This window comes from Bhargavaea sp. CC-171006 (assembly GCF_009761675.1).
GTDB lineage: Bacteria > Bacillota > Bacilli > Bacillales_A > Planococcaceae > Bhargavaea > Bhargavaea changchunensis.
In genome coordinates this window covers 68,492-85,727 of the sequence record NZ_QUZH01000014.1, presented here as the reverse complement: position 1 = coordinate 85,727, position 17,236 = coordinate 68,492, and the positions used below count along the sequence as shown (strand labels likewise).

Here is a 17,236-nt window from a genome sequence, read left to right as displayed (position 1 = left end):
CTCTCCGGTCCCCGAACCGTAAAAGAAAGAAGAGGAGGGACCCCCATGATTCAAACCAGACACAAGATCGGACTCATCGCAGTCACCCTATTGGTGGTGGCCGCGATTCTCCTGGCCGTCCAACATTACTTTAACAAGCTGGAAGTCAATGCTCTGACCGACGGCTGCCTGGACAACGGCGGCACCGTTGAACTCACCATTCACAACACGCTCACCAACTCGTATGAATTCGGCTGCACGCGCTGATTAATAGAAATACATAGGGGAAAATTGCCCGCTTCTCTCTAATGGGAAGTGGGCAGTATTGATGAACGGACAGCAAAATCGGGTATGATGAAGAAAGATAATCAGAAAGCGGGGCGGTTGCTTATGAAAGATTGCATCACACCTTACCTCACGTTCTACGGCCGTGCAAAGGAGGCTTCAGTGTTTTATGCGGATCTGTTCGGCATGGAGAATCTCGCCATTCAAACGTACGGAGAGTCGGAATTTCCGACGCCCGAAGGGGCCGAGGACTATGTCATCCACTGCCACCTGAAACGGGGCAACTTCCAGCTGATGCTGGCCGATTCGACCGAGCCGGCACCCGAAGTCCCGCGCCGCGGCCTATCCCTCATGATCGACTGCGAATCCGAAGAGGAGATCCGCCGGCTCTATGACAGCCTGCTTGTGGAAGGCCGCCGGATCATGGAACTCCAGGATACCTTCTGGGGCGCCAAATACGCCAAGGTGGAGGACCGGTTCGGGTTTACGTGGGACCTGAACTATTCAAAAGACCAGGGACAGGCTTCCGACTGATGTTCGCGGTGTCTGACGCAGCAAAAGAGGAGCTGGCAAACCGGCTTCAGCCGGGCGGTCCCTTGTTCGTCCGTCTCCGGATGCGGGATAGCTGCCTGCTGAGCTTGAAGCTGACGCTTGTTGAATCCCCGCAGCCCGGTGACAGGGAGTTTGTTGTGGCCGGCTTCCGTTTTCTTCTTGACGAAAGAGAACTCCATTACTTTAAGGGGAAGACACTCGATTATATTCCCGACCGGACGGGCTTCAGGCAATTTGAAGTGAAGCGGCCAGCCTAGGAGCAAAAATGGCGCGGATCGCCACGCACGTCACCGAAGCGGACGTGTCCCCGCAGCACATCGCCTACGCGAAAGAGCTCGGCATGGAAACGGTAGGTTTCCTCATGATGGCGCACATGGCACCGGTCGAAAAACTCGTCGAGCAGGCCAAACTCATGGAAAGCTACGGCGCGGACACCGTGTACGTCGTCGACTCCGCCGGCTACCTGCTTCCGGACCAGGTTCGCGAACGGATCCGCGCGCTTAAGCAGTCGGTCGGCGTCAACGTCGGCTTCCATGCCCACAACAACCTGTCGCTCGCCATGGCCAACACGCTTGCGGCGATTGAAGAAGGCGCGACGCGAATTGACGGAAGCGTCCGCTGCCTCGGTGCAGGAGCGGGCAACACCCAGACAGAAGTCCTCGTCGCCGTCCTGGAGCGGATGGGCATCGAAACAGGCGTCGACCTTTACAAGATGATGGACTTGGCCGAAGATATCGTAGCCCCGATCCTCCAGACCCCTCAGGAAATCACAAAAGACAGCCTGACCCTCGGCTATGCGGGCGTCTACTCCACCTTCGCTTTGCATACCAAGCGCGCCGCCAAGAAGTTCAACATTGACTCCCGGGACATCCTGATCGAACTCGGCAAACGCAAAGTCGTCGGCGGCCAGGAAGACATGATTGTCGATGTGGCCGCGGAGATTGCGGCCGGGAAAGAGAAAGTGCTTAGCTAAAACTGCTTGACCCCGCCGGCTTCCCTGATGGGAGGCGGCGGGGTTTTTGGTGTGAGAGCGAATGACGAAACTGGGGCGGTAAATGACGAGATCGGGGCAGTGAATGACGAAACCGCGTCCTCGAATGACGAGATTAAAATAGTGAATGACGAAACCGTTATGTGAAGAGGGGCCAAATGTGGCTTCCTTAACTCGAGGAAATTCAATTTTGAGGCACAGCTCTAATACAAATTTCAAAAATGTCATCAGTATCTGCTTCAAATCGCAATCTCAACAGATTGTGTATCACGCTCTCTCAAGGCATGATATGGTCTCACAAAGGAGGGAGTGCTTTGGGGGAGCGGCCATATCCGTTGGAATTATTGCAGTTGGAGAGCATGCTTCGCAGGCTGCACCGAAACCATCGGGAAAGGGATTGGATTACCGATCGGATAAAAAGAGTGGAGGCGGGATTTAGCGGGGAACAGAAAGTCGATCAATACATGAAAAGCCTGCGACTGCCAGGCAACTGGTGGATCCTTCGGGATATCCGGCTCAGAATAGATGAAGCTCATGTGGCACAGTTTGATACCTTACTTGTGACTGACAATGGGATTGTAATCATCGAGGCAAAGATGATCAAGGGGACGCTTCACTATCTTGAGAACCCCCGTAGGCTTGAGCGTACTGAAGAAGACGGTTCGGTTCTCACGTTCGACTGCCCAATGATTCAACTTGAGAATCAGAAGGAAGGCCTCTCGTACTGGCTCCGTGAAAGGGAACTGATTACGAACATCAAGGGAATAGTTGCCTTTGCCACGCGCAACACGTGGATTGGACTACCGGAGCGGGCACCGTTTGTATCGGTAAAGGAACTGCCATATATCCCTAATACGTCTGTGAATATGATCGTCAGCCGGATACTTGAAGAAGAGCTGGGGCCGGAAAGGATACAGATTGATCAACACTATGGCATCAATCCTCACGAATTCAAAAGAGGTCTCCTGTGTGAAAAGTGTGATGGTCAATTGAGATGGATGACAAGAAGAAAGCTGGAATGTCCCACCTGTGGCGTTCCAGCGGGTAACCCGTACCAACAAGCCCTGCTCGACGACTTTTTGCTGATCGACCCGGTCATCACCACACGGGCATTCTGTGAGTTCACCGGAATACCTTCTATATCTACCGGACTCCGCCACTTGAATAGTGTTGAGCTGGACGTACTCGGCAGTACTAATAAACAGAGATTCAGATTCGATCCTATGAGGCACTTGAAAGGAAAAACACTGATTCAGAAACGATAGCCGGCGATAATTTCGTCATTCATCTTGGTAATCTCGTCATTCGCACGTCCAATCTCGTCATTCAGCTGAAAAGTTTCGTCATTCGCGCCCCGGGAGAGGTTGAATGACGAAACTGCGGCTTCGAATGACGAGATTAAAGCCCCGAATGACGAAACTGCGGACCCGAATGACGTAACCACCCCAAATCGAAAAACCCCCCGCCACGGCCGAAGCCGCAACGGGGGATCACATCAACCTTAATTATTCACCTTTAGCCGCAAGCGCACGCTTAAACTCTTCCTGAATCTTCTTAAGCAGCAGCTCTTCAGTAAGCAGCCGGTAGCCCGCCGCGGCCATCGCTTTGGCGCCGCGGATGAGGGCTTCGTCTCCGAGTGGGGAGGCGGCGGCTTCGCGGAACTCATGGGTGTGGCCGATCAGGTCGTCCGGCCCGATCTTGATGTGCGGGTGGGCGGTCGGGACGGCGTAGCTGATGTTGCCGGCGTCGGTGGAGCCTTTGCCGGAACGCTTTTCATCGACGACATGTTCGCCGACCGCAGACAGTTCCTGTCCGATCGTTTCGTCGAGGACGCGGTTCAGGACAAAGTCGCGGACTTCGTTCTGGAACCGTTCGATCTTGACCGTGGCGCCGGTCGCAAGGGCAGCGCCTTCCGCGACGGCACGGACTTTCGCGGCGACTTCCTCGGTCCGGGACCAGGTTTCCGCCCGGATAAAGAAGCGGGCGGAAGCATAGTCCGGAATGATATTCGGGGCATCGCCGCCGTGCGTGATGATTCCGTGGATCCGGACATCTTTCGGCAGCTGCTGGCGGAGTGCGTTGATGCCGTTGAACAGGCCGATGACGGCATCCAGAGCGTTGATGCCTTTTTCCGGGGAGCCGGAGGCATGCGCGGAGCGGCCGTAGAAGTGGAAATCAAGCGGATCGACGGCGAGCGTCTCTCCGGTCGGAGAAGTCTTGGCGCCCGGGTGGATCATCATGGCGACATCGACATCCTCCAAAAACCCATGGCGGACAAAGCTTCCTTTCGCACTGCCGTTCGGGCCGCCTTCTTCGGCCGGGGTGCCCAATACGACGACCCGTCCGCCGGTTTCATCCAAACGTTCTCCGAGGGCGATTCCTGCTGAGACACTCATTGTTCCGATGATGTTGTGGCCGCAGGCGTGTCCGAGTCCCGGCAGCGCATCGTATTCCGCCAGATAGGCGACCGTCGGGCCTTCTTTCCCGCTGTTCTTCACGGCATGGAACGCCGTTTCATGGCCGGCGACATTCCGTTCAACCGTGAATCCGGCTTCTTCAAGCAGTGCGGACAGGCGTCCGCTTGCGTACACTTCCTCATTCCCGATTTCTGGCCGGGCATGGATATCATGGCTCACCCCGATATAGCGTTCGCGGTTCTCCTCTATCGATTCCCAGATCTTACCTCTCGCATCCTGTGCAACGGTCATTCCGGATCCCTCCACTCTAAATCACTTTTTCAGTTCTTCAAATGCCTTGTCCAGCTCTTCCTGGCTGAGTTCGACGAGGATCGATCCGTCGTTTGTGTCTTCCTTGACGGCCTCGGCGATGTCTTCTTCTTGGTAAAGCTCTGCGATGCGCTTGTACGTTTCATTGTCCTTGTCCTCGCCGCGAGCCGCAATGATGTTGACGTACGGGTGAACGTTTTCGTCGGTTTCATCTTCTACGAAAATCGCATCTTCCTTAGGGGAGAAGCCGGCCTGTCCGGCCACGCCGTTGTTGATGACGGAGGCAGCGACGTCGGGAAGGACGCGCGGTGTCTGCTGGGCGGTCATCGGAAGGATTTCAAGGTCCAGTTTGTTTTCAGCGATCTTGGACGGGTCACCGAACATGCCGAAGTCGTCCGCAAGAGTGATGAGGCCTGCGCTTTCAAGAAGAAGGAGCGCGCGTGCCTGGTTGGACGGGTCGTCCGGAATGGCGATCTTGTCGCCTTCTTTCAGTTCAGAGACGTCGGAAATTTTCTCGGAATAGACGCCCATCGGCGCGAACATCGTGGAGCCGATCGGGATGATGTCATTTCCGCTTTCAGTGACATACTGGCCAAGGAACGCAATGTGCTGGAAGGCGTTCAGGTCGATATCCCCCTGTGCAAGAGCGTTGTTCGGAAGCGTGTAGTCGGCGAACTCGACCAGTTTGATTTCGATGCCTTCTTTTGCTGCCTTTTCCTGCAGGATCGGCCATTGTGCGCCGTCCGCGCCATTGACGCCGATTTTCACTTTGACGGTCTCGCCACCGCTTTCTTCAGAACTTCCGCTTCCGCATGCCGCAAGGGCGAGGGAAGCAATAAGGGCAATTGCCAAAATCCAGATTTTCTTCATGGTGATGCTCCTTTAATTAACGTTTTTCAATTCTTCATATGTTTCATCAAGCTCTTCTTGGCTGAGGTCAATCAGGAATGAGCCGCCGTTCGTGTCTTCTTTAACCGCCTCGGCGATGTCTTCTTCCTGATAAAGTTCGGCGATGCGCTGATACGCTTCGTTGTCTTTGTCTTCGGCGCGTGCTGCGATGGTGTTGATATAAGGACGGATGTTTTCGTCATTTTCATCTTCAATGAAGATCGAGTCTTCGACAGGGGAGAGACCGGCCTGTCCGGCGATGCCGTTGTTGATGACAGAGGCAGCGACATCCGGAAGTGCCCGCGGTGTCTGCTGTGGAGTCATCGGAATGATTTCAAGGTCCAGCTTGTTTTCTTTGATCTTTGTCGGGTCGTCGAACAGTCCGAAGTCTTCCGAAAGGGTCAGGAGTCCTGCGCTTTCAAGAAGGCGAAGCGCGCGTGCCTGGCTGACAGCGTCATCCGGGATGGCGATCTTATCGCCCTTTTTCAGTTCGGAAACGTCTTTGATCTTATCGGAGAACAGGCCCATCGGCGCGAACATCGTGGAGCCGACCGGCACAAGCTCATTGCCGCTTTCCTTGGAATACTGGGCAAGGAAGGCAATCGTCTGGAAGGCATTCAGTTCGATGTCTCCCTGTGCGAGGGCGTTGTTCGGCAGCGTGTAATCCGCGAACTCGACAAGCTTGATCTCAATGCCTTCTTTAGCAGCCTTTTCTTTCAGGATCGGCCACTGTGCGCCGTCCGCTCCGTTCACGCCGATCCTCACTTTGACGGTCTCGCCGTCCGCACTTTCTCCATCTGCACCGCCGCATGCCGCGAGGGTGAGGGAAGCGATCAGGGCGATCGCCAGAATCCAGAAATTTTTCATAGAGGGTTCTCCTTTTTGGTTGAATGATTTTCGACTATACAATGCAGCTTGTCAGCGCCGCATGATTTTCCTGGAGAGCGTATTCCCGAGCCACTGTGCCAGCTGCACGAGGACGATCAGAATCAGCACGGTGACGATCATGACGCTGGCGTCAAAGCGCTGGTAACCGTAGGTCATCGCGATGTGGCCGAGGCCTCCGCCGCCGACCGTTCCGGCAACTGCCGAGAAGTCGATCAGTGTGACTGTAACGAACGTCAGTCCGAGGACGAGCGGTCCGAGCGCTTCCGGAATCAGGACCGTGAAGATGATCCGGAGCGGGCTTGCGCCCATCGCCTGTGCGGCTTCGATGACGCCTGGGTCGATGCTGACGAGGTTGTTCTCTACGACCCGGGCGATCGTAAAGCTTGCAACGATCGTCATCGGGAAGATGGCGGCCGCCGTCCCGATAGTCGTGCCGACCACAAGCCGTGTCAGCTGCGAGATGGCAACGAGGAAGATGATGAACGGAACCGGACGGATGATGTTGATGACGATATTCAATAGGTTAAAGAGGAACTTATTCTCCAAAATATTGTTCTGGCGGGTCACAAACAGGAGGAGCCCCATGATGATGCCGAGAATCGATCCGAAAATGAGTGTGGCGATGACCATGGTGATCGTCTGGCCGGTCGCCTCGACAATGCGCGGCCAGAAGGATGTCCAATCAACGTTCAATTTCCTGCACCTCCTCGATGTCAGTCAGCGTTGCAATTTCTTGGATGGCGGTATCGACGGCTTCCGGATTGCCCAGGAACGAAACAATCAGATTCCCGAACAGACGCTCCTCAAGCTCCCGGACGGAACCGTACACGATGTTGAATGTAATCCCGTGTTTTGCCGTAACCGTTGAGAGCACCGGCTCGTTTGCGACCGGCCCTTTGAATTGGAGACGGTACAAACTGCCTCCTCCCGATTCCCGCCACTCTGCGAGTACCTTCGGGGAAGGGAGGTCCTGCTGGACGGAGTGGATGAACCGCTTGGTCGTCGCGTGCTGCGGGTCTGTGAATACTTCAAAAACGCCGCCGGACTCGATCACTTCACCGTTCTCCATGACCGCGACTTTCGTGCAGACCGACTGGATCACTTCCATCTCATGGGTGATCAGGAGGATCGTGATTCCGAACTCCCGATTGACCTGTTTCAGGAGCCGCAGCACATCGGCCGTCGTATCCGGGTCGAGTGCGGAAGTCGCCTCATCACAGATCAGGATGTCCGGGTTGGTCGCGAGTGCCCGGGCAATCCCGACACGCTGCTTCTGCCCGCCTGAAAGCTGATCGGGATAATCCTTCGCCTTGTCGGCGAGGCCGACGAAGCGGAGAAGCTCCTCCACACGCGTGTTGATTTCCTGCTTCGGGGTGCCGGCAAGTTTCAGTGGATATGCAATGTTTCCGGCCACTGTCCTCGAATTGAACAGGTTGAAATTCTGGAAGATCATCCCGATGTTCCGCCGCTGTTTTCTGAGCTCTTTGGCGGAGAGGGAAGTTACATCCACACCCTGGATTTCGATTGAGCCCTCACTCGGCCTCTCCAGCAGGTTCACCAGCCGCAGAAGCGTACTTTTTCCGGCACCGCTAAAGCCGATAATTCCGTAAATGTCGCCCTGCTCAACTTTCAGGGACACATCCTTTACCGCGTGTACTTCACGCTTTCCAAGCCGGAATGTCTTGGAGACTTGTTTAAATTCAATCATCCGGCGTACCTCCTGTCAGAATTGAAAAAATCCTCTTGATCTCATGGCAGAGAAAAAGAGGACCGGTCAAGGCCATCTTTTTCTCATCTTCCAGATGCGCGAGGCATCTGCAGGAATTAGCACGGTGCCGCCAATGAATGGGGTCCGCTGCCGAGACGTCCTAGGGCCTGTCCCTCGGTCTCTCTTGATAAGAAAAGATGTACATATTTGATTAGTGAAAGAATTGTAACTAACTTTACTTCGATAAAGAAGGGAAGTCAATGACTTGCAAAAAGTATTTTTATTCTGATTAATTGTGAAGATAATGGAAGCGTTTGCGATTCGTTGAGACATATAGATAGTGGGTTTTACAGACATAGCGTATGAAAAATAGAGGGCGGTGCTTTTAGTGGGTGAAAAGCATGAAAAGCTTCCGCCATGACGGAAGCGATCAACTGGAAGTATTGAGCGGGAGGATTCGTCATTCAGCATCTAAATCTCGTCATTCGCATCCTGGAAATCTACGAATGACGAAATCGGCGGCTTGAATGACGAGACTTTCCTCACCAATGACGAAACTAACAGCCCGAATGACGAAACCGATCTCAGCATCGACCCATCATAAAACCCCGGCACTCACATGCCGGGGCGTGCACTCTATCAGTCCATCCGTCGTTTCCGGTACACAATCACAGTCGCTGCGACTGACACCACAGCCCATACAGTGAGGATAAGGAACGATTCACCGACGGCAGCACCGTTCTCCAATCCAACCCAGATGTTCATCAGCAGTTCATTCGGGAGGTAATCCATCACTGTCAAAATCGCTTCATTGGTAATCATCGACTTGAACATCGAGGACATTCCGAAGATCAGCATGACGGGCATGCCGATGATGCTCGTTTCCATAACAGTGCGGGAAAGCAGTCCGAGCAGTGTGCCGATTGCGAGGAAGAAGATGAGCGCAATGACAATGCTCAGCGCAAACATCGGAAGGGAAGGGACAGTGAATTCAGCGAGCCAGATGCATCCGGCCACGACAACCAGTGTCATGACTCCGCTCAGCAGGCTTTTGCCGACAAACACTTCCGTCACACTTGCCGGGGACAGTAATAGTCCGCGTAATGTGTTCTTTTCCTTTTCTTCTGCGACCATCGCGGCCTGGACAAAGGCGCCGGCAATGACGAGGGCGAAGACGATCGGGAAGGCAATCATTTCTGCGCTGTCCGCGCCGATCCGCCCGAGCCAGGCAGCGAAGAAGAGGGGCAGTGCCAGTGTGAACAGGACATATGAATTGCGCTGCAGGTCTTTCCAGTCCTTTACGAAGATTGCGTTGACGCGTTTTATCGAAAATGTGGTCATCATAGGTTCCTCCCCGTAAGTTGTACGAACAGGTCGCCGAGTGTCGGCTCATTTGAGTGGATTGTCAGCAGGTTGCCGCTGGCCATGTAGCCGGAGATTGCGGCGGCGCCGGATTCATCCGGCTCGACGGTGACGGTCGTCTTGTCTTTTAGTAAAAGCGAAATCGATGGACTGCCGGACATCGTCCGCAAGTTCTGCGGCGTATCGAGCAGCTTGATCTCGCCGTCATGAAGGAAAGCGACCCGGTCGCAAAGGGCTTCCGCTTCATTCATATCATGCGTTGTCAGGAAGATTGTCGTCCCTTCCCGGTTCAGCTCCCGGAGCCCTTCATGAATATGCTTGGTCGTCGTCGGGTCGAGCGCGGAGGTCGGTTCATCGAGAAACAGGAGGGCCGGCTTATGAAGGATGGCACGCGCGAGTGTAACGCGCTGTTTCATGCCCTTGGAAAGCTTCTTGACGGGTGTCCGTTCTTCGTCGGTGAGGCTCACCATTTCCAAAACGTTCCTGATCCGCTCTTTGCCGACATCGTACAAATCTGCGTAAAGCGCCAGGTTGTCCTGTACGGTCAGCCGGTCATACAGCCCGCTATTATCGGTCAGGATGCCGATCTTCTTCATGCGTGCCGGATCTTTTAATAGGTGGACGGGCTCTCCGAACACCCGGACATCTCCTGCAGTCGCCGCGAGCTGTGCAGTCAGAATCTTGATTGTCGTCGTCTTGCCTGATCCGCTAGGACCGAGGAATCCGATCGTCTCTCCTTTGCGGACATTGAAATCCACATCTTTCAGTGCGAGTTTGTCTCCGAATGATTTGACGAGGCTGTTGACCTCAATGATGTTCTCCATCATCATCGCTCCTTTTCTGCCGTTCGTTTTCTTGACTCCACCTTACCGCGACCCTTTAAAGAACGCAGTAAAATCAAGGTGAAAGGAGCTTCCGGCATGGTGAATGGAGCAAATCGGGGTTGAATGGAGCGCTAATATTAGTGCTGACAGAACGGTCAGATGCCGAGGAACGTCTTCAGCTCCGCGTACTTGCCCTTGGAGAGGGGGACAGTGCTTTTATTGGGGTCCTCCAGAATCAGGCTGTAGCTGTTCCGTGTCCAAGTGATGACTTCGCGCACACGCTGGAGGTTCACGATATAGGAACGATGGCAGCGGAAAAAGCCGAATGGCTGAAGCCGCGTCTCGAGGTCCGCCATCTTGATCGCGCACGAGAACGTCTCGCCCTGGACATGCAGCTGCGAGACGCCTTCCACGCTTTCGACGAATATGATTTCTGTCGGGTCAAATAAAATTAGCTTGTCATTCACCTTAGCGGGAATCTTGTTGAACTGAAGCTGGGGAGCGGGAGCGCCGTCTTCGCTGACGGGCTCGGCCTCCACTGTCGAAATGGAATCAGATTCCTCTACGTTCTCCTCATCTGCCACTTCGAACAATTTCAGTCCGCCCGAATTCAGTCTGTAGATCGTGTCTCCCATCGACACCGCGTTCTCCAGGTTGCTTGTCGTCATCAGCACCGCGCCGCCATCCTCCTTGAACTGCGTCAGCACCCGTTGCAGAATGATTCTGCTTTCCACATCCAAATTCTGTTCCGGCTCCTGCAAAATCAGCAGATCCGGTTGATGGACCAGGACCTGTCCAAGCAAGATACGGCGTTTTTCGGAATAGCTGAGTTTCGAAATCCGGGTCCGTCCGCTCTCCTCCAGCCCGACACTCCGAAGCAATTCGTCAATCGGAGTCCCGGCACCATACAGATTGCGGAACAGCCGAAGCTGCTCGACCGGTGTCAGCCTCTCATATAAGGCATCATCCAGCAGCACTACCCCGACGCGTGAGGCCAGATCCCGGAATCGCCTCCCGACCGGCTCTCCGGCAAACCGGACTTCCCCGTGGGAAGCGGGGGCCATCCCCGTCACCATTCCGATCAGCTGCAGACCCGCTTCATGCTCGCACTGCACAGCGGTCACCGCACCTGGCTCGACACTCAAATCAAAACGGGGAAATACCACCTGATTCCCCGCCATTTTCTCCACCTGATGAAACTCCAAAATTCCCAAGATGCCTGCCTCCCGGTATCTGATTCTTCTTATTACTATAAGTTTAGAGAAAGGAGGGAGTACAGGCAATACCGCAGGAAGAATGGGGGCAAGTGATTAATATTAACCTTTACATAATAAAGAGCCTCCGGCTTTCCGGAAGCCCAACAATAATCACTGGTTTTTCTGTTTGAGTTGATAAGCGTTGATGATGGCACGATGGAGGATATCCACACCACTGATCAGGGCTTCCGGATTAAAGGTCATTGCCGGGTGGTGCAGTCCTGGTCCAAGATCACATCCGAGTCCCACCATGGTGGCCTTTAAAGAGGGTTTGTTAACCGAGTAATAATGAAAATCGTCTCCTCCTGGAGTTAGAAGAGGTTCATCAACCTGTTCTTCTCCAAGAACATCTGCAATGGACTGTTGCATAATCTCAACAGCCTGCTGATGATTTTCAGCAGCAACAATTCCATGAGTTTGTGTAATTTCAATCTGTGTATGATAAAGGCTTTGCAGTGACGTGAGTATCTCTTCAACTCTACGAGTAAGTTCTTCCATCAGCTGGTTATTCTGAGCCCTCAAATCCAATGAGAAAGTTGCATTACCCGGAATGATATTCACATTTTTTCCGCCAGCCTGGAACTGTGTCATCTTTACAGAATGGGGGACACGGGGATCCAAGTGAATTTGCCGGATCATATTTACGATCTGGGCGCCCACTTCAATGGAATTGGTGTTTTGATGTGGCCTGGCTCCATGTGCATCATGGCCTTTGATTTCTCCCACTATCATTTTGGTCGCTCCGTGGACAATGACTGGAGTTGCTCTTCCAAGCTCTGTTTCCTGTCCGGGCCGAAGGTGAATTCCAAATAGGTAGTCAACATCATCGATGACTCCTTTTTCAATCATCTTCAGCGCACCGGCTCCTTTTTCTTCCGCCGGTTGGAAAATCAACTTTACGGCAACCTGGTCTTCCAGTTCCGGCTGCTCTTTCAATTTCCACAACACTCCCAAAACCATGGCCATATGGGCATCATGACCGCAAGAATGGTTAGGCTGAAATTTCCCGTCTACTTCCTGCCATAGAGCATCCATGTCCGCTCTTACAGCTACTACAGGTAATCCCTTTTCGAAATTACCGAACTTCCCTACAACTCCGGTGCAGTCCTCGAAAGTTGTGGCCTCACAGCCGTTCTCTTCTAAAATCCGCTTAATATACTTTGTCGTTTCTACCTCTTCCCAGCTAATCTCAGGGTGCTGGTGAAGATACTCAAATGTTTCCTCTACCTGCTTTTTAATCGAAGTCATAATCGTCATTTTTTCTCTCTCCATCCTTGATAAAATATTTGAACATACTTGGAGGAATATCTGACTGGTTGACTTGCTTTACAACTTCAGTCAGAACAGAATTCACGATGGATAGTGTTACAGGGCCCTTTCTCAATAACGAAGCATCAGAAAGGTTAATCAAGACTACATGATCCGCGAATTCTATAGCGGGTGATACTCGTGAGTCGGTGATTACGATTACGGTAATCCCCTTTTTTCTGGCTTCTTCTGCAAAACGGATGGTATCCATCGCGTACCGATAAAAAGAAAACACAACTACACAGGAGTTTTTCGGGGTGATATCGAGAAGTCTCGCATCGATTTCCGGGCGATACAAATATGCATTTCCGGTTATGTAGTTCAGGTTGAAGTACAGCCAATAGGCAAATGCCTGCGATTGATAGTATCCAACGACAATCACACGTTCACTTTGAGTCATCAATTCTGCAATGGAAGACAAGCTATCTGGTTCCAAATACTGAAGGTTATTTCGCAGAATCTTAATGTCTTCTTCGACATTTTGGATATAAGGGTTCTTTTCGTAATGGCTGGTTTCAGATATGGGGCCTTGGTTGAAGTGCATCATTTCCTTTCGCACTTCTTCTTGGAGTTGGCTGAACCCTTCATATCCGATGGACCGGCAGAAGCGGATAATCATGGTTTCGCTGACACCAATGATTTTTCCGATTTTCTTAGCCGGATGAATTGCGAATGTAATAGGATCATGTAACAAGCTTTCCGCTACCTTCTTCAATCCCTTGCTCAGGCTTGGGAAAGCAATTTCAGTTTCCGAGACATACTTTGGAGGCATTTCATCACCTTTTTAAAGTTTTTGCAACATTTTGTATTGAAATGAATTATACACTTCACTATAATCCTAAACAAGTGATAATATTCTAACGATTTTGGATATTATCAACGAAAACTCTAATAGGGGTGGGGAAGTGTGAAGGTGAAAACAAAAGTTGGCGGGTTGCTGTTACTCATGATGGTCCTGATTCTCGCTGCTTGTAATGGTAATTCCGAACCAGAGGCCGAGGGCTCGGAACAAGGAAGTGGGGGGGAAGTCAAGACAGGGGGAACACTGGAAGTTGCGTATCCGACACAGCCACAGACACTGGATCCGCATGGAACAACTGCTGAAGCAACAAGAGATGCTGCAAAAGTGATTTACGAGGGCCTCGTCACTATTAATGAAAATTATGAGGTTATTCCGCAGTTGGCTGATTCGTTCGAGGTAAGTGACGATAATAAAAATGTGACCTTCAAATTGCGTGAGGGTGTCCTATTCCATAATGGAAAAGAAATGACTTCTGCGGATGTTATTGCATCCATGCAGAAGTGGGCAAAAAGCAAACCTGAACTTGGAGAGCACGAATGGGTTGCAGCTGACGACTATACGGTGGAACTCAAGCTGTCTCAACCCTCTTCTCTGATCATGTACTTCTTGGCTGATGTCGGTAACCTTGCGGCCATTATGCCGAAGGAAGTAGCAGAATCCGCAGAAGCTACAGGCGCCAAAGAATATATCGGAACCGGTCCGTTCCAATTCGTTGAATGGAAACAAGACGAAGTCATCCAGTTCAAGAAGTTTGAAGATTACGTGCCGGATGAAGATGCCACAGATGGTCTGGGAGGCAAGAAGGAAGCGTTTGTTGATGCAATCAATTGGAGGTTTGTTCCGGATGCATCCACCCGTGTAAATGGGCTGATGAGCGGACAATATCACTTTGCGCACATGCTGAGCTACGACTCGATTCCTCAAGTGGAAAGCAATCCGCAAGTTGAAGTGGATGTATGGCCATATGGCATTGAAGGGCTGGTCTTTAATAAAAAAGAAGGTCTATTCACAGATGTGAAGGCCCGTCAGGCCGTTAACTCTGCACTGGACATGGAAGTAATTATGAGTTCTGCGTTCACTGGAGAAGATTACTATAATCTGGACCCGAGTCTTTTCCTTGAAAGTCAAACTGACTGGTACACAGATGCCGGAAAAGAAAACTACAACCAAAAGGATGTAGACAAAGCAAAGCAGTTACTTGAAGAGGCCGGATACAACGGGGAAGAGATTATCATTCTCACGAGCCGGGACTATGAACACCATTACAATGCAGCAGTTGCCACTCAGCAACAGCTGGAGGAAATCGGAATGAATGTGAAATTGGATGTTTATGACTGGCCGACTCTCTTGGAACGACGCAACGATCCGGGTGCTTACCACATGTTCTACACAGGATTCTCGACAACGTTCACTCCGCACCAGTTCGTATTCCTTGATTCCGGAACAGCATGGCCGGGTTGGACGAATAACGCAGAAATCGATCGTTTGCTGGATGAGATTAATGTAGCCGCTTCCCAAGATGAAGCAAAAGAATTGTATGCACAACTGCAGCAGGTGATGTGGGAAGATCTGCCGGTTATCAACACTGGGACAAACTCCCGTGTATCCGGCTACTCCAAGGATTTGAAAGGTTATACAAACCTGTCCGGTCCAAACTTCTGGAATGTGTCCATCAATCAATAAGAGGTTCTCATCATTTCCCCTATATGAAAATATAGGGGAATGATTTTACATGATTCCAACCATGGAAGAGGGGAGTAACTTTGAAGGCATATATTCTCAAACGTCTGCTATCGATGATTCCGGTTCTCCTCATCGTCGCGATTTTTGTGTTTTTCCTGATTCATATGATACCTGGTGATCCTGCTGCGGTAATGTTAGGTCCCGAAGCAACACCGGAAGAAGTCGAAAGCCTTAAAGAAGAGCTGGGGTTGAACCTGCCTATATATCAACAGTTTTTTGAATGGTCTCTTCACGCACTTCAAGGAGATCTGGGCAACTCTCTTTATATGAACCAGCCGGTTCTTGATGCGTTTACCAGTCATTTGGGACCCACATTATCACTTGCCTTGCTTGCACAGGGAGTGTCCATTTTTCTTGCGATTCCGATTGGTGTATTGGCAGCCAGAAAAAGGGGTACGGGCATCGACCGGACATTTATGATTATCGCGATGCTTGGAATGTCCATTCCTAGTTTCTTGCTTGCCTTGCTGCTGATGCTCGTATTTGGCGTTCAGCTAAACTGGTTGCCGGTTGCGGGATACACATCTCTCAGTGAAGGACTTTGGGAGCATTTGAAATATCTGATATTGCCAGCGATTTCGCTGGGTACCATTCAGGCGGCAGTCATTGCCAGGATGACCCGCTCCTCGATGATTGACATTTTAAGCATGAATTTTATCAAAACAGCCAAAGCGAAAGGGCTTAAACAAAAAGTTGTGATTTACAAGCACGCTTTCAGAAATGCGCTGATTCCGATTCTGACCATCTTGGGTGAAACATTTGGTGCATTGATTACTGGAGCGGTTGTAACTGAAACCGTATTCAATCTGCCGGGAATCGGTCAACTGGTGATCAACGCTATTACAAGAAGAGATTATGCGGTCATTCAAGGAACGATTCTATTGATCGCAGTCACTTATCTGTTCTTGAACCTGATTATTGACCTGCTCTATGGCCTTGTCGATCCACGGGTCCGGCTGAATCGTAAATAGATAGGAGGCGTTGGCATTGGAAGTAGCAAAGCCTATCCAACACAATCAACTCGTTGCGCTGGAAAAAGATATAAAAAAAGAACGGCGCCAGCTTGCTGTTAAACGTTTCTTTTCGAACAAGACAGTTTTAGCCGGTTCCATCATGCTGATTTTCTTGACTCTATTTGCATTCATCGGGCCATTGATCAGCCAGTTTACCCCTTTGCAGATTGACCCTGCCAATCGTTTGGCAAAGCCCTCTGCCGAGCATTGGTTCGGGACTGATAACTTTGGAAGAGACTTATTCAGCCGGGTTGCACATGGCGCACAAGTCTCGATGGGGGTAGGTCTCTCCGTAGCCGTTTTGACAGCAGTAATCGGCATGGTCATCGGTTTATATGCTGCGTATTACTCGGCGCTTGACCATATTCTGATGCGCATCAGTGATGCCCTGATGGCATTTCCGGATATTTTGCTTGCCATTGCCATCATGGCCGTATTGGGGCCACAGCCGGTCAATGTAGTGATTGCAGTGACTCTCGCCAAAATACCGGTCGTCGCAAGGATTGTCCGTTCTTCGGCTCTGGTCATCAAGGAACAAACCTATATTGAAGCAATGAGGGCCCAAGGGGCAAGTTCCTGGAGGATTATCTGGAGGCATATCCTTCCCAATACCGTATCGCCGCTGATTGTTCAGGTTACGTACGTCTTTGCGATTGCGATCATTCTTGAGGCGGCACTCAGTTTCCTTGGGGCAGGTGTTCCGGCTCCAGACCCAAGCTGGGGAAATATCCTGTATGACGGAAAAATCGTGATCTATAACGCATGGTGGATGACCGTCTTTCCAGGCGCTTTCATTGTTATGGCTGTATTGGCACTGAACCTTTTCGGCGACGGTCTTCGAGATCTGTTGGATCCTCATTCTAATAAAGCTTTGAAAGAGTAAGAAAGATTAGCTTTCAAACAATTCAAGT

General features: G+C 51.4%; 17 protein-coding genes, 1 pseudogene and 1 riboswitch. Of the genes and pseudogenes, 8 read left to right on the top strand and 10 right to left on the bottom strand.

Going from position 1 to position 17,236, the window contains the following annotated elements; translation table 11 throughout:
- Positions 1-45: 45 nt before the first annotated feature.
- The 5 genes and pseudogenes from DZC51_RS06375 (at position 46) to DZC51_RS06355 (ending at position 3,072) form a co-directional block, all read left to right on the top strand.
- Positions 46-246: a hypothetical protein gene (locus tag DZC51_RS06375; RefSeq protein ID WP_157294543.1), complete on the top strand. Its 201-nt coding sequence runs from the start codon at positions 46-48 to the stop codon at positions 244-246.
- Positions 247-369: 123 nt separating this feature from the next.
- Positions 370-798, top strand: coding sequence for a VOC family protein (locus tag DZC51_RS06370; RefSeq protein WP_157294542.1), 429 nt, complete (start codon positions 370-372; stop codon positions 796-798).
- On the top strand, positions 798-1,073 hold the full coding sequence (locus DZC51_RS06365; RefSeq protein WP_157294541.1) for an iron-sulfur cluster biosynthesis family protein: 276 nt from the start codon (positions 798-800) through the stop codon (positions 1,071-1,073). The genes DZC51_RS06370 and DZC51_RS06365 overlap by 1 nt, the downstream gene beginning before the upstream one ends.
- Positions 1,058-1,789 (top strand): annotated as a pseudogene (dmpG, locus tag DZC51_RS06360) (4-hydroxy-2-oxovalerate aldolase); the annotation flags it as partial. The gene DZC51_RS06365 and the pseudogene dmpG, both read left to right, overlap by 16 nt.
- Before the next feature lie 332 nt (positions 1,790-2,121).
- On the top strand, positions 2,122-3,072 hold the full coding sequence (locus DZC51_RS06355) for a nuclease-related domain-containing protein (protein WP_157294540.1): 951 nt from the start codon (positions 2,122-2,124) through the stop codon (positions 3,070-3,072).
- A gap of 240 nt (positions 3,073-3,312) precedes the next feature.
- On the opposite strand, the gene DZC51_RS06350 is transcribed toward DZC51_RS06355, so the two are convergent.
- The 10 genes from DZC51_RS06350 to DZC51_RS06305 form a co-directional block, all read right to left on the bottom strand.
- Complete coding sequence (locus DZC51_RS06350) at positions 3,313-4,515, bottom strand: M20 family metallopeptidase (RefSeq protein WP_157294539.1); 1,203 nt, start codon at positions 4,513-4,515, stop codon at positions 3,313-3,315.
- Between the two features lie 21 nt (positions 4,516-4,536).
- The gene (locus tag DZC51_RS06345; protein ID WP_157294538.1) at positions 4,537-5,403 is read right to left on the bottom strand and encodes a MetQ/NlpA family ABC transporter substrate-binding protein; all 867 of its coding nucleotides are present in this window, start codon (positions 5,401-5,403) and stop codon (positions 4,537-4,539) included.
- A gap of 12 nt (positions 5,404-5,415) precedes the next feature.
- On the bottom strand, positions 5,416-6,288 hold the full coding sequence (locus DZC51_RS06340; RefSeq protein WP_157294537.1) for a MetQ/NlpA family ABC transporter substrate-binding protein: 873 nt from the start codon (positions 6,286-6,288) through the stop codon (positions 5,416-5,418).
- Between the two features lie 51 nt (positions 6,289-6,339).
- A complete protein-coding gene (locus DZC51_RS06335) occupies positions 6,340-7,002 on the bottom strand; it encodes a methionine ABC transporter permease (protein ID WP_157294536.1) in 663 nt (220 codons plus the stop codon).
- Positions 6,992-8,017 (bottom strand): methionine ABC transporter ATP-binding protein, encoded by a 1,026-nt coding sequence (locus DZC51_RS06330; protein WP_157294535.1) that lies wholly within the window; start codon positions 8,015-8,017, stop codon positions 6,992-6,994. The genes DZC51_RS06335 and DZC51_RS06330 overlap by 11 nt, the downstream gene beginning before the upstream one ends.
- A gap of 80 nt (positions 8,018-8,097) precedes the next feature.
- A riboswitch (SAM riboswitch) is annotated at positions 8,098-8,211 on the bottom strand.
- Between the two features lie 445 nt (positions 8,212-8,656).
- The gene (locus DZC51_RS06325; protein ID WP_370513677.1) at positions 8,657-9,358 is read right to left on the bottom strand and encodes an ABC transporter permease; all 702 of its coding nucleotides are present in this window, start codon (positions 9,356-9,358) and stop codon (positions 8,657-8,659) included.
- Positions 9,358-10,203, bottom strand: a complete 846-nt coding sequence (locus DZC51_RS06320; protein WP_157294533.1) for an ABC transporter ATP-binding protein — start codon at positions 10,201-10,203, stop codon at positions 9,358-9,360. Before DZC51_RS06320 ends, DZC51_RS06325 begins: the two co-directional genes overlap by 1 nt.
- Positions 10,204-10,358: 155 nt before the next feature.
- Positions 10,359-11,417, bottom strand: coding sequence for a LytTR family transcriptional regulator DNA-binding domain-containing protein (locus DZC51_RS06315; RefSeq protein ID WP_157294532.1), 1,059 nt, complete (start codon positions 11,415-11,417; stop codon positions 10,359-10,361).
- Between the two features lie 153 nt (positions 11,418-11,570).
- Positions 11,571-12,716 carry a M20 peptidase aminoacylase family protein gene (locus DZC51_RS06310; protein WP_232524074.1) on the bottom strand — a complete coding sequence of 382 codons (1,146 nt, stop codon included), beginning with the start codon at positions 12,714-12,716 and terminating at the stop codon, positions 11,571-11,573.
- The gene (locus tag DZC51_RS06305; RefSeq protein ID WP_157294531.1) at positions 12,694-13,539 is read right to left on the bottom strand and encodes a MurR/RpiR family transcriptional regulator; all 846 of its coding nucleotides are present in this window, start codon (positions 13,537-13,539) and stop codon (positions 12,694-12,696) included. Before DZC51_RS06305 ends, DZC51_RS06310 begins: the two co-directional genes overlap by 23 nt.
- A gap of 135 nt (positions 13,540-13,674) precedes the next feature.
- Between DZC51_RS06305 and DZC51_RS06300 the strand changes: the two genes are divergently transcribed.
- The 3 genes from DZC51_RS06300 (at position 13,675) to DZC51_RS06290 (ending at position 17,208) form a co-directional block, all read left to right on the top strand.
- On the top strand, positions 13,675-15,252 hold the full coding sequence (locus DZC51_RS06300) for an ABC transporter substrate-binding protein (protein WP_232524073.1): 1,578 nt from the start codon (positions 13,675-13,677) through the stop codon (positions 15,250-15,252).
- Between the two features lie 80 nt (positions 15,253-15,332).
- On the top strand, positions 15,333-16,283 hold the full coding sequence (locus DZC51_RS06295; protein WP_157294530.1) for an ABC transporter permease: 951 nt from the start codon (positions 15,333-15,335) through the stop codon (positions 16,281-16,283).
- Positions 16,284-16,299: 16 nt separating this feature from the next.
- Positions 16,300-17,208 (top strand): ABC transporter permease, encoded by a 909-nt coding sequence (locus DZC51_RS06290; RefSeq protein WP_157294529.1) that lies wholly within the window; start codon positions 16,300-16,302, stop codon positions 17,206-17,208.
- Positions 17,209-17,236: the final 28 nt, after the last annotated feature.

Bases quoted from the DNA above. Each gene is read 5' to 3' on its own strand.
- DZC51_RS06330 (WP_157294535.1), bottom strand. From the start codon at position 8,017: ATGATTGAATTTAAACAAGTCTCCAAGACATTCCGGCTTGGAAAGCGT.
- DZC51_RS06350 (WP_157294539.1), bottom strand. From the start codon at position 4,515: ATGACCGTTGCACAGGATGCGAGAGGTAAGATCTGGGAATCGATAGAG.
- DZC51_RS06370 (WP_157294542.1), top strand. From the start codon at position 370: ATGAAAGATTGCATCACACCTTACCTCACGTTCTACGGCCGTGCAAAG.
- DZC51_RS06345 (WP_157294538.1), bottom strand. From the start codon at position 5,403: ATGAAGAAAATCTGGATTTTGGCAATTGCCCTTATTGCTTCCCTCGCC.
- DZC51_RS06310 (WP_232524074.1), bottom strand. From the start codon at position 12,716: ATGACGATTATGACTTCGATTAAAAAGCAGGTAGAGGAAACATTTGAG.
- DZC51_RS06375 (WP_157294543.1), top strand. From the start codon at position 46: ATGATTCAAACCAGACACAAGATCGGACTCATCGCAGTCACCCTATTG.
- DZC51_RS06365 (WP_157294541.1), top strand. From the start codon at position 798: ATGTTCGCGGTGTCTGACGCAGCAAAAGAGGAGCTGGCAAACCGGCTT.
- DZC51_RS06305 (WP_157294531.1), bottom strand. From the start codon at position 13,539: ATGCCTCCAAAGTATGTCTCGGAAACTGAAATTGCTTTCCCAAGCCTG.
- DZC51_RS06340 (WP_157294537.1), bottom strand. From the start codon at position 6,288: ATGAAAAATTTCTGGATTCTGGCGATCGCCCTGATCGCTTCCCTCACC.
- DZC51_RS06325 (WP_370513677.1), bottom strand. From the start codon at position 9,358: ATGACCACATTTTCGATAAAACGCGTCAACGCAATCTTCGTAAAGGAC.
- DZC51_RS06320 (WP_157294533.1), bottom strand. From the start codon at position 10,203: ATGGAGAACATCATTGAGGTCAACAGCCTCGTCAAATCATTCGGAGAC.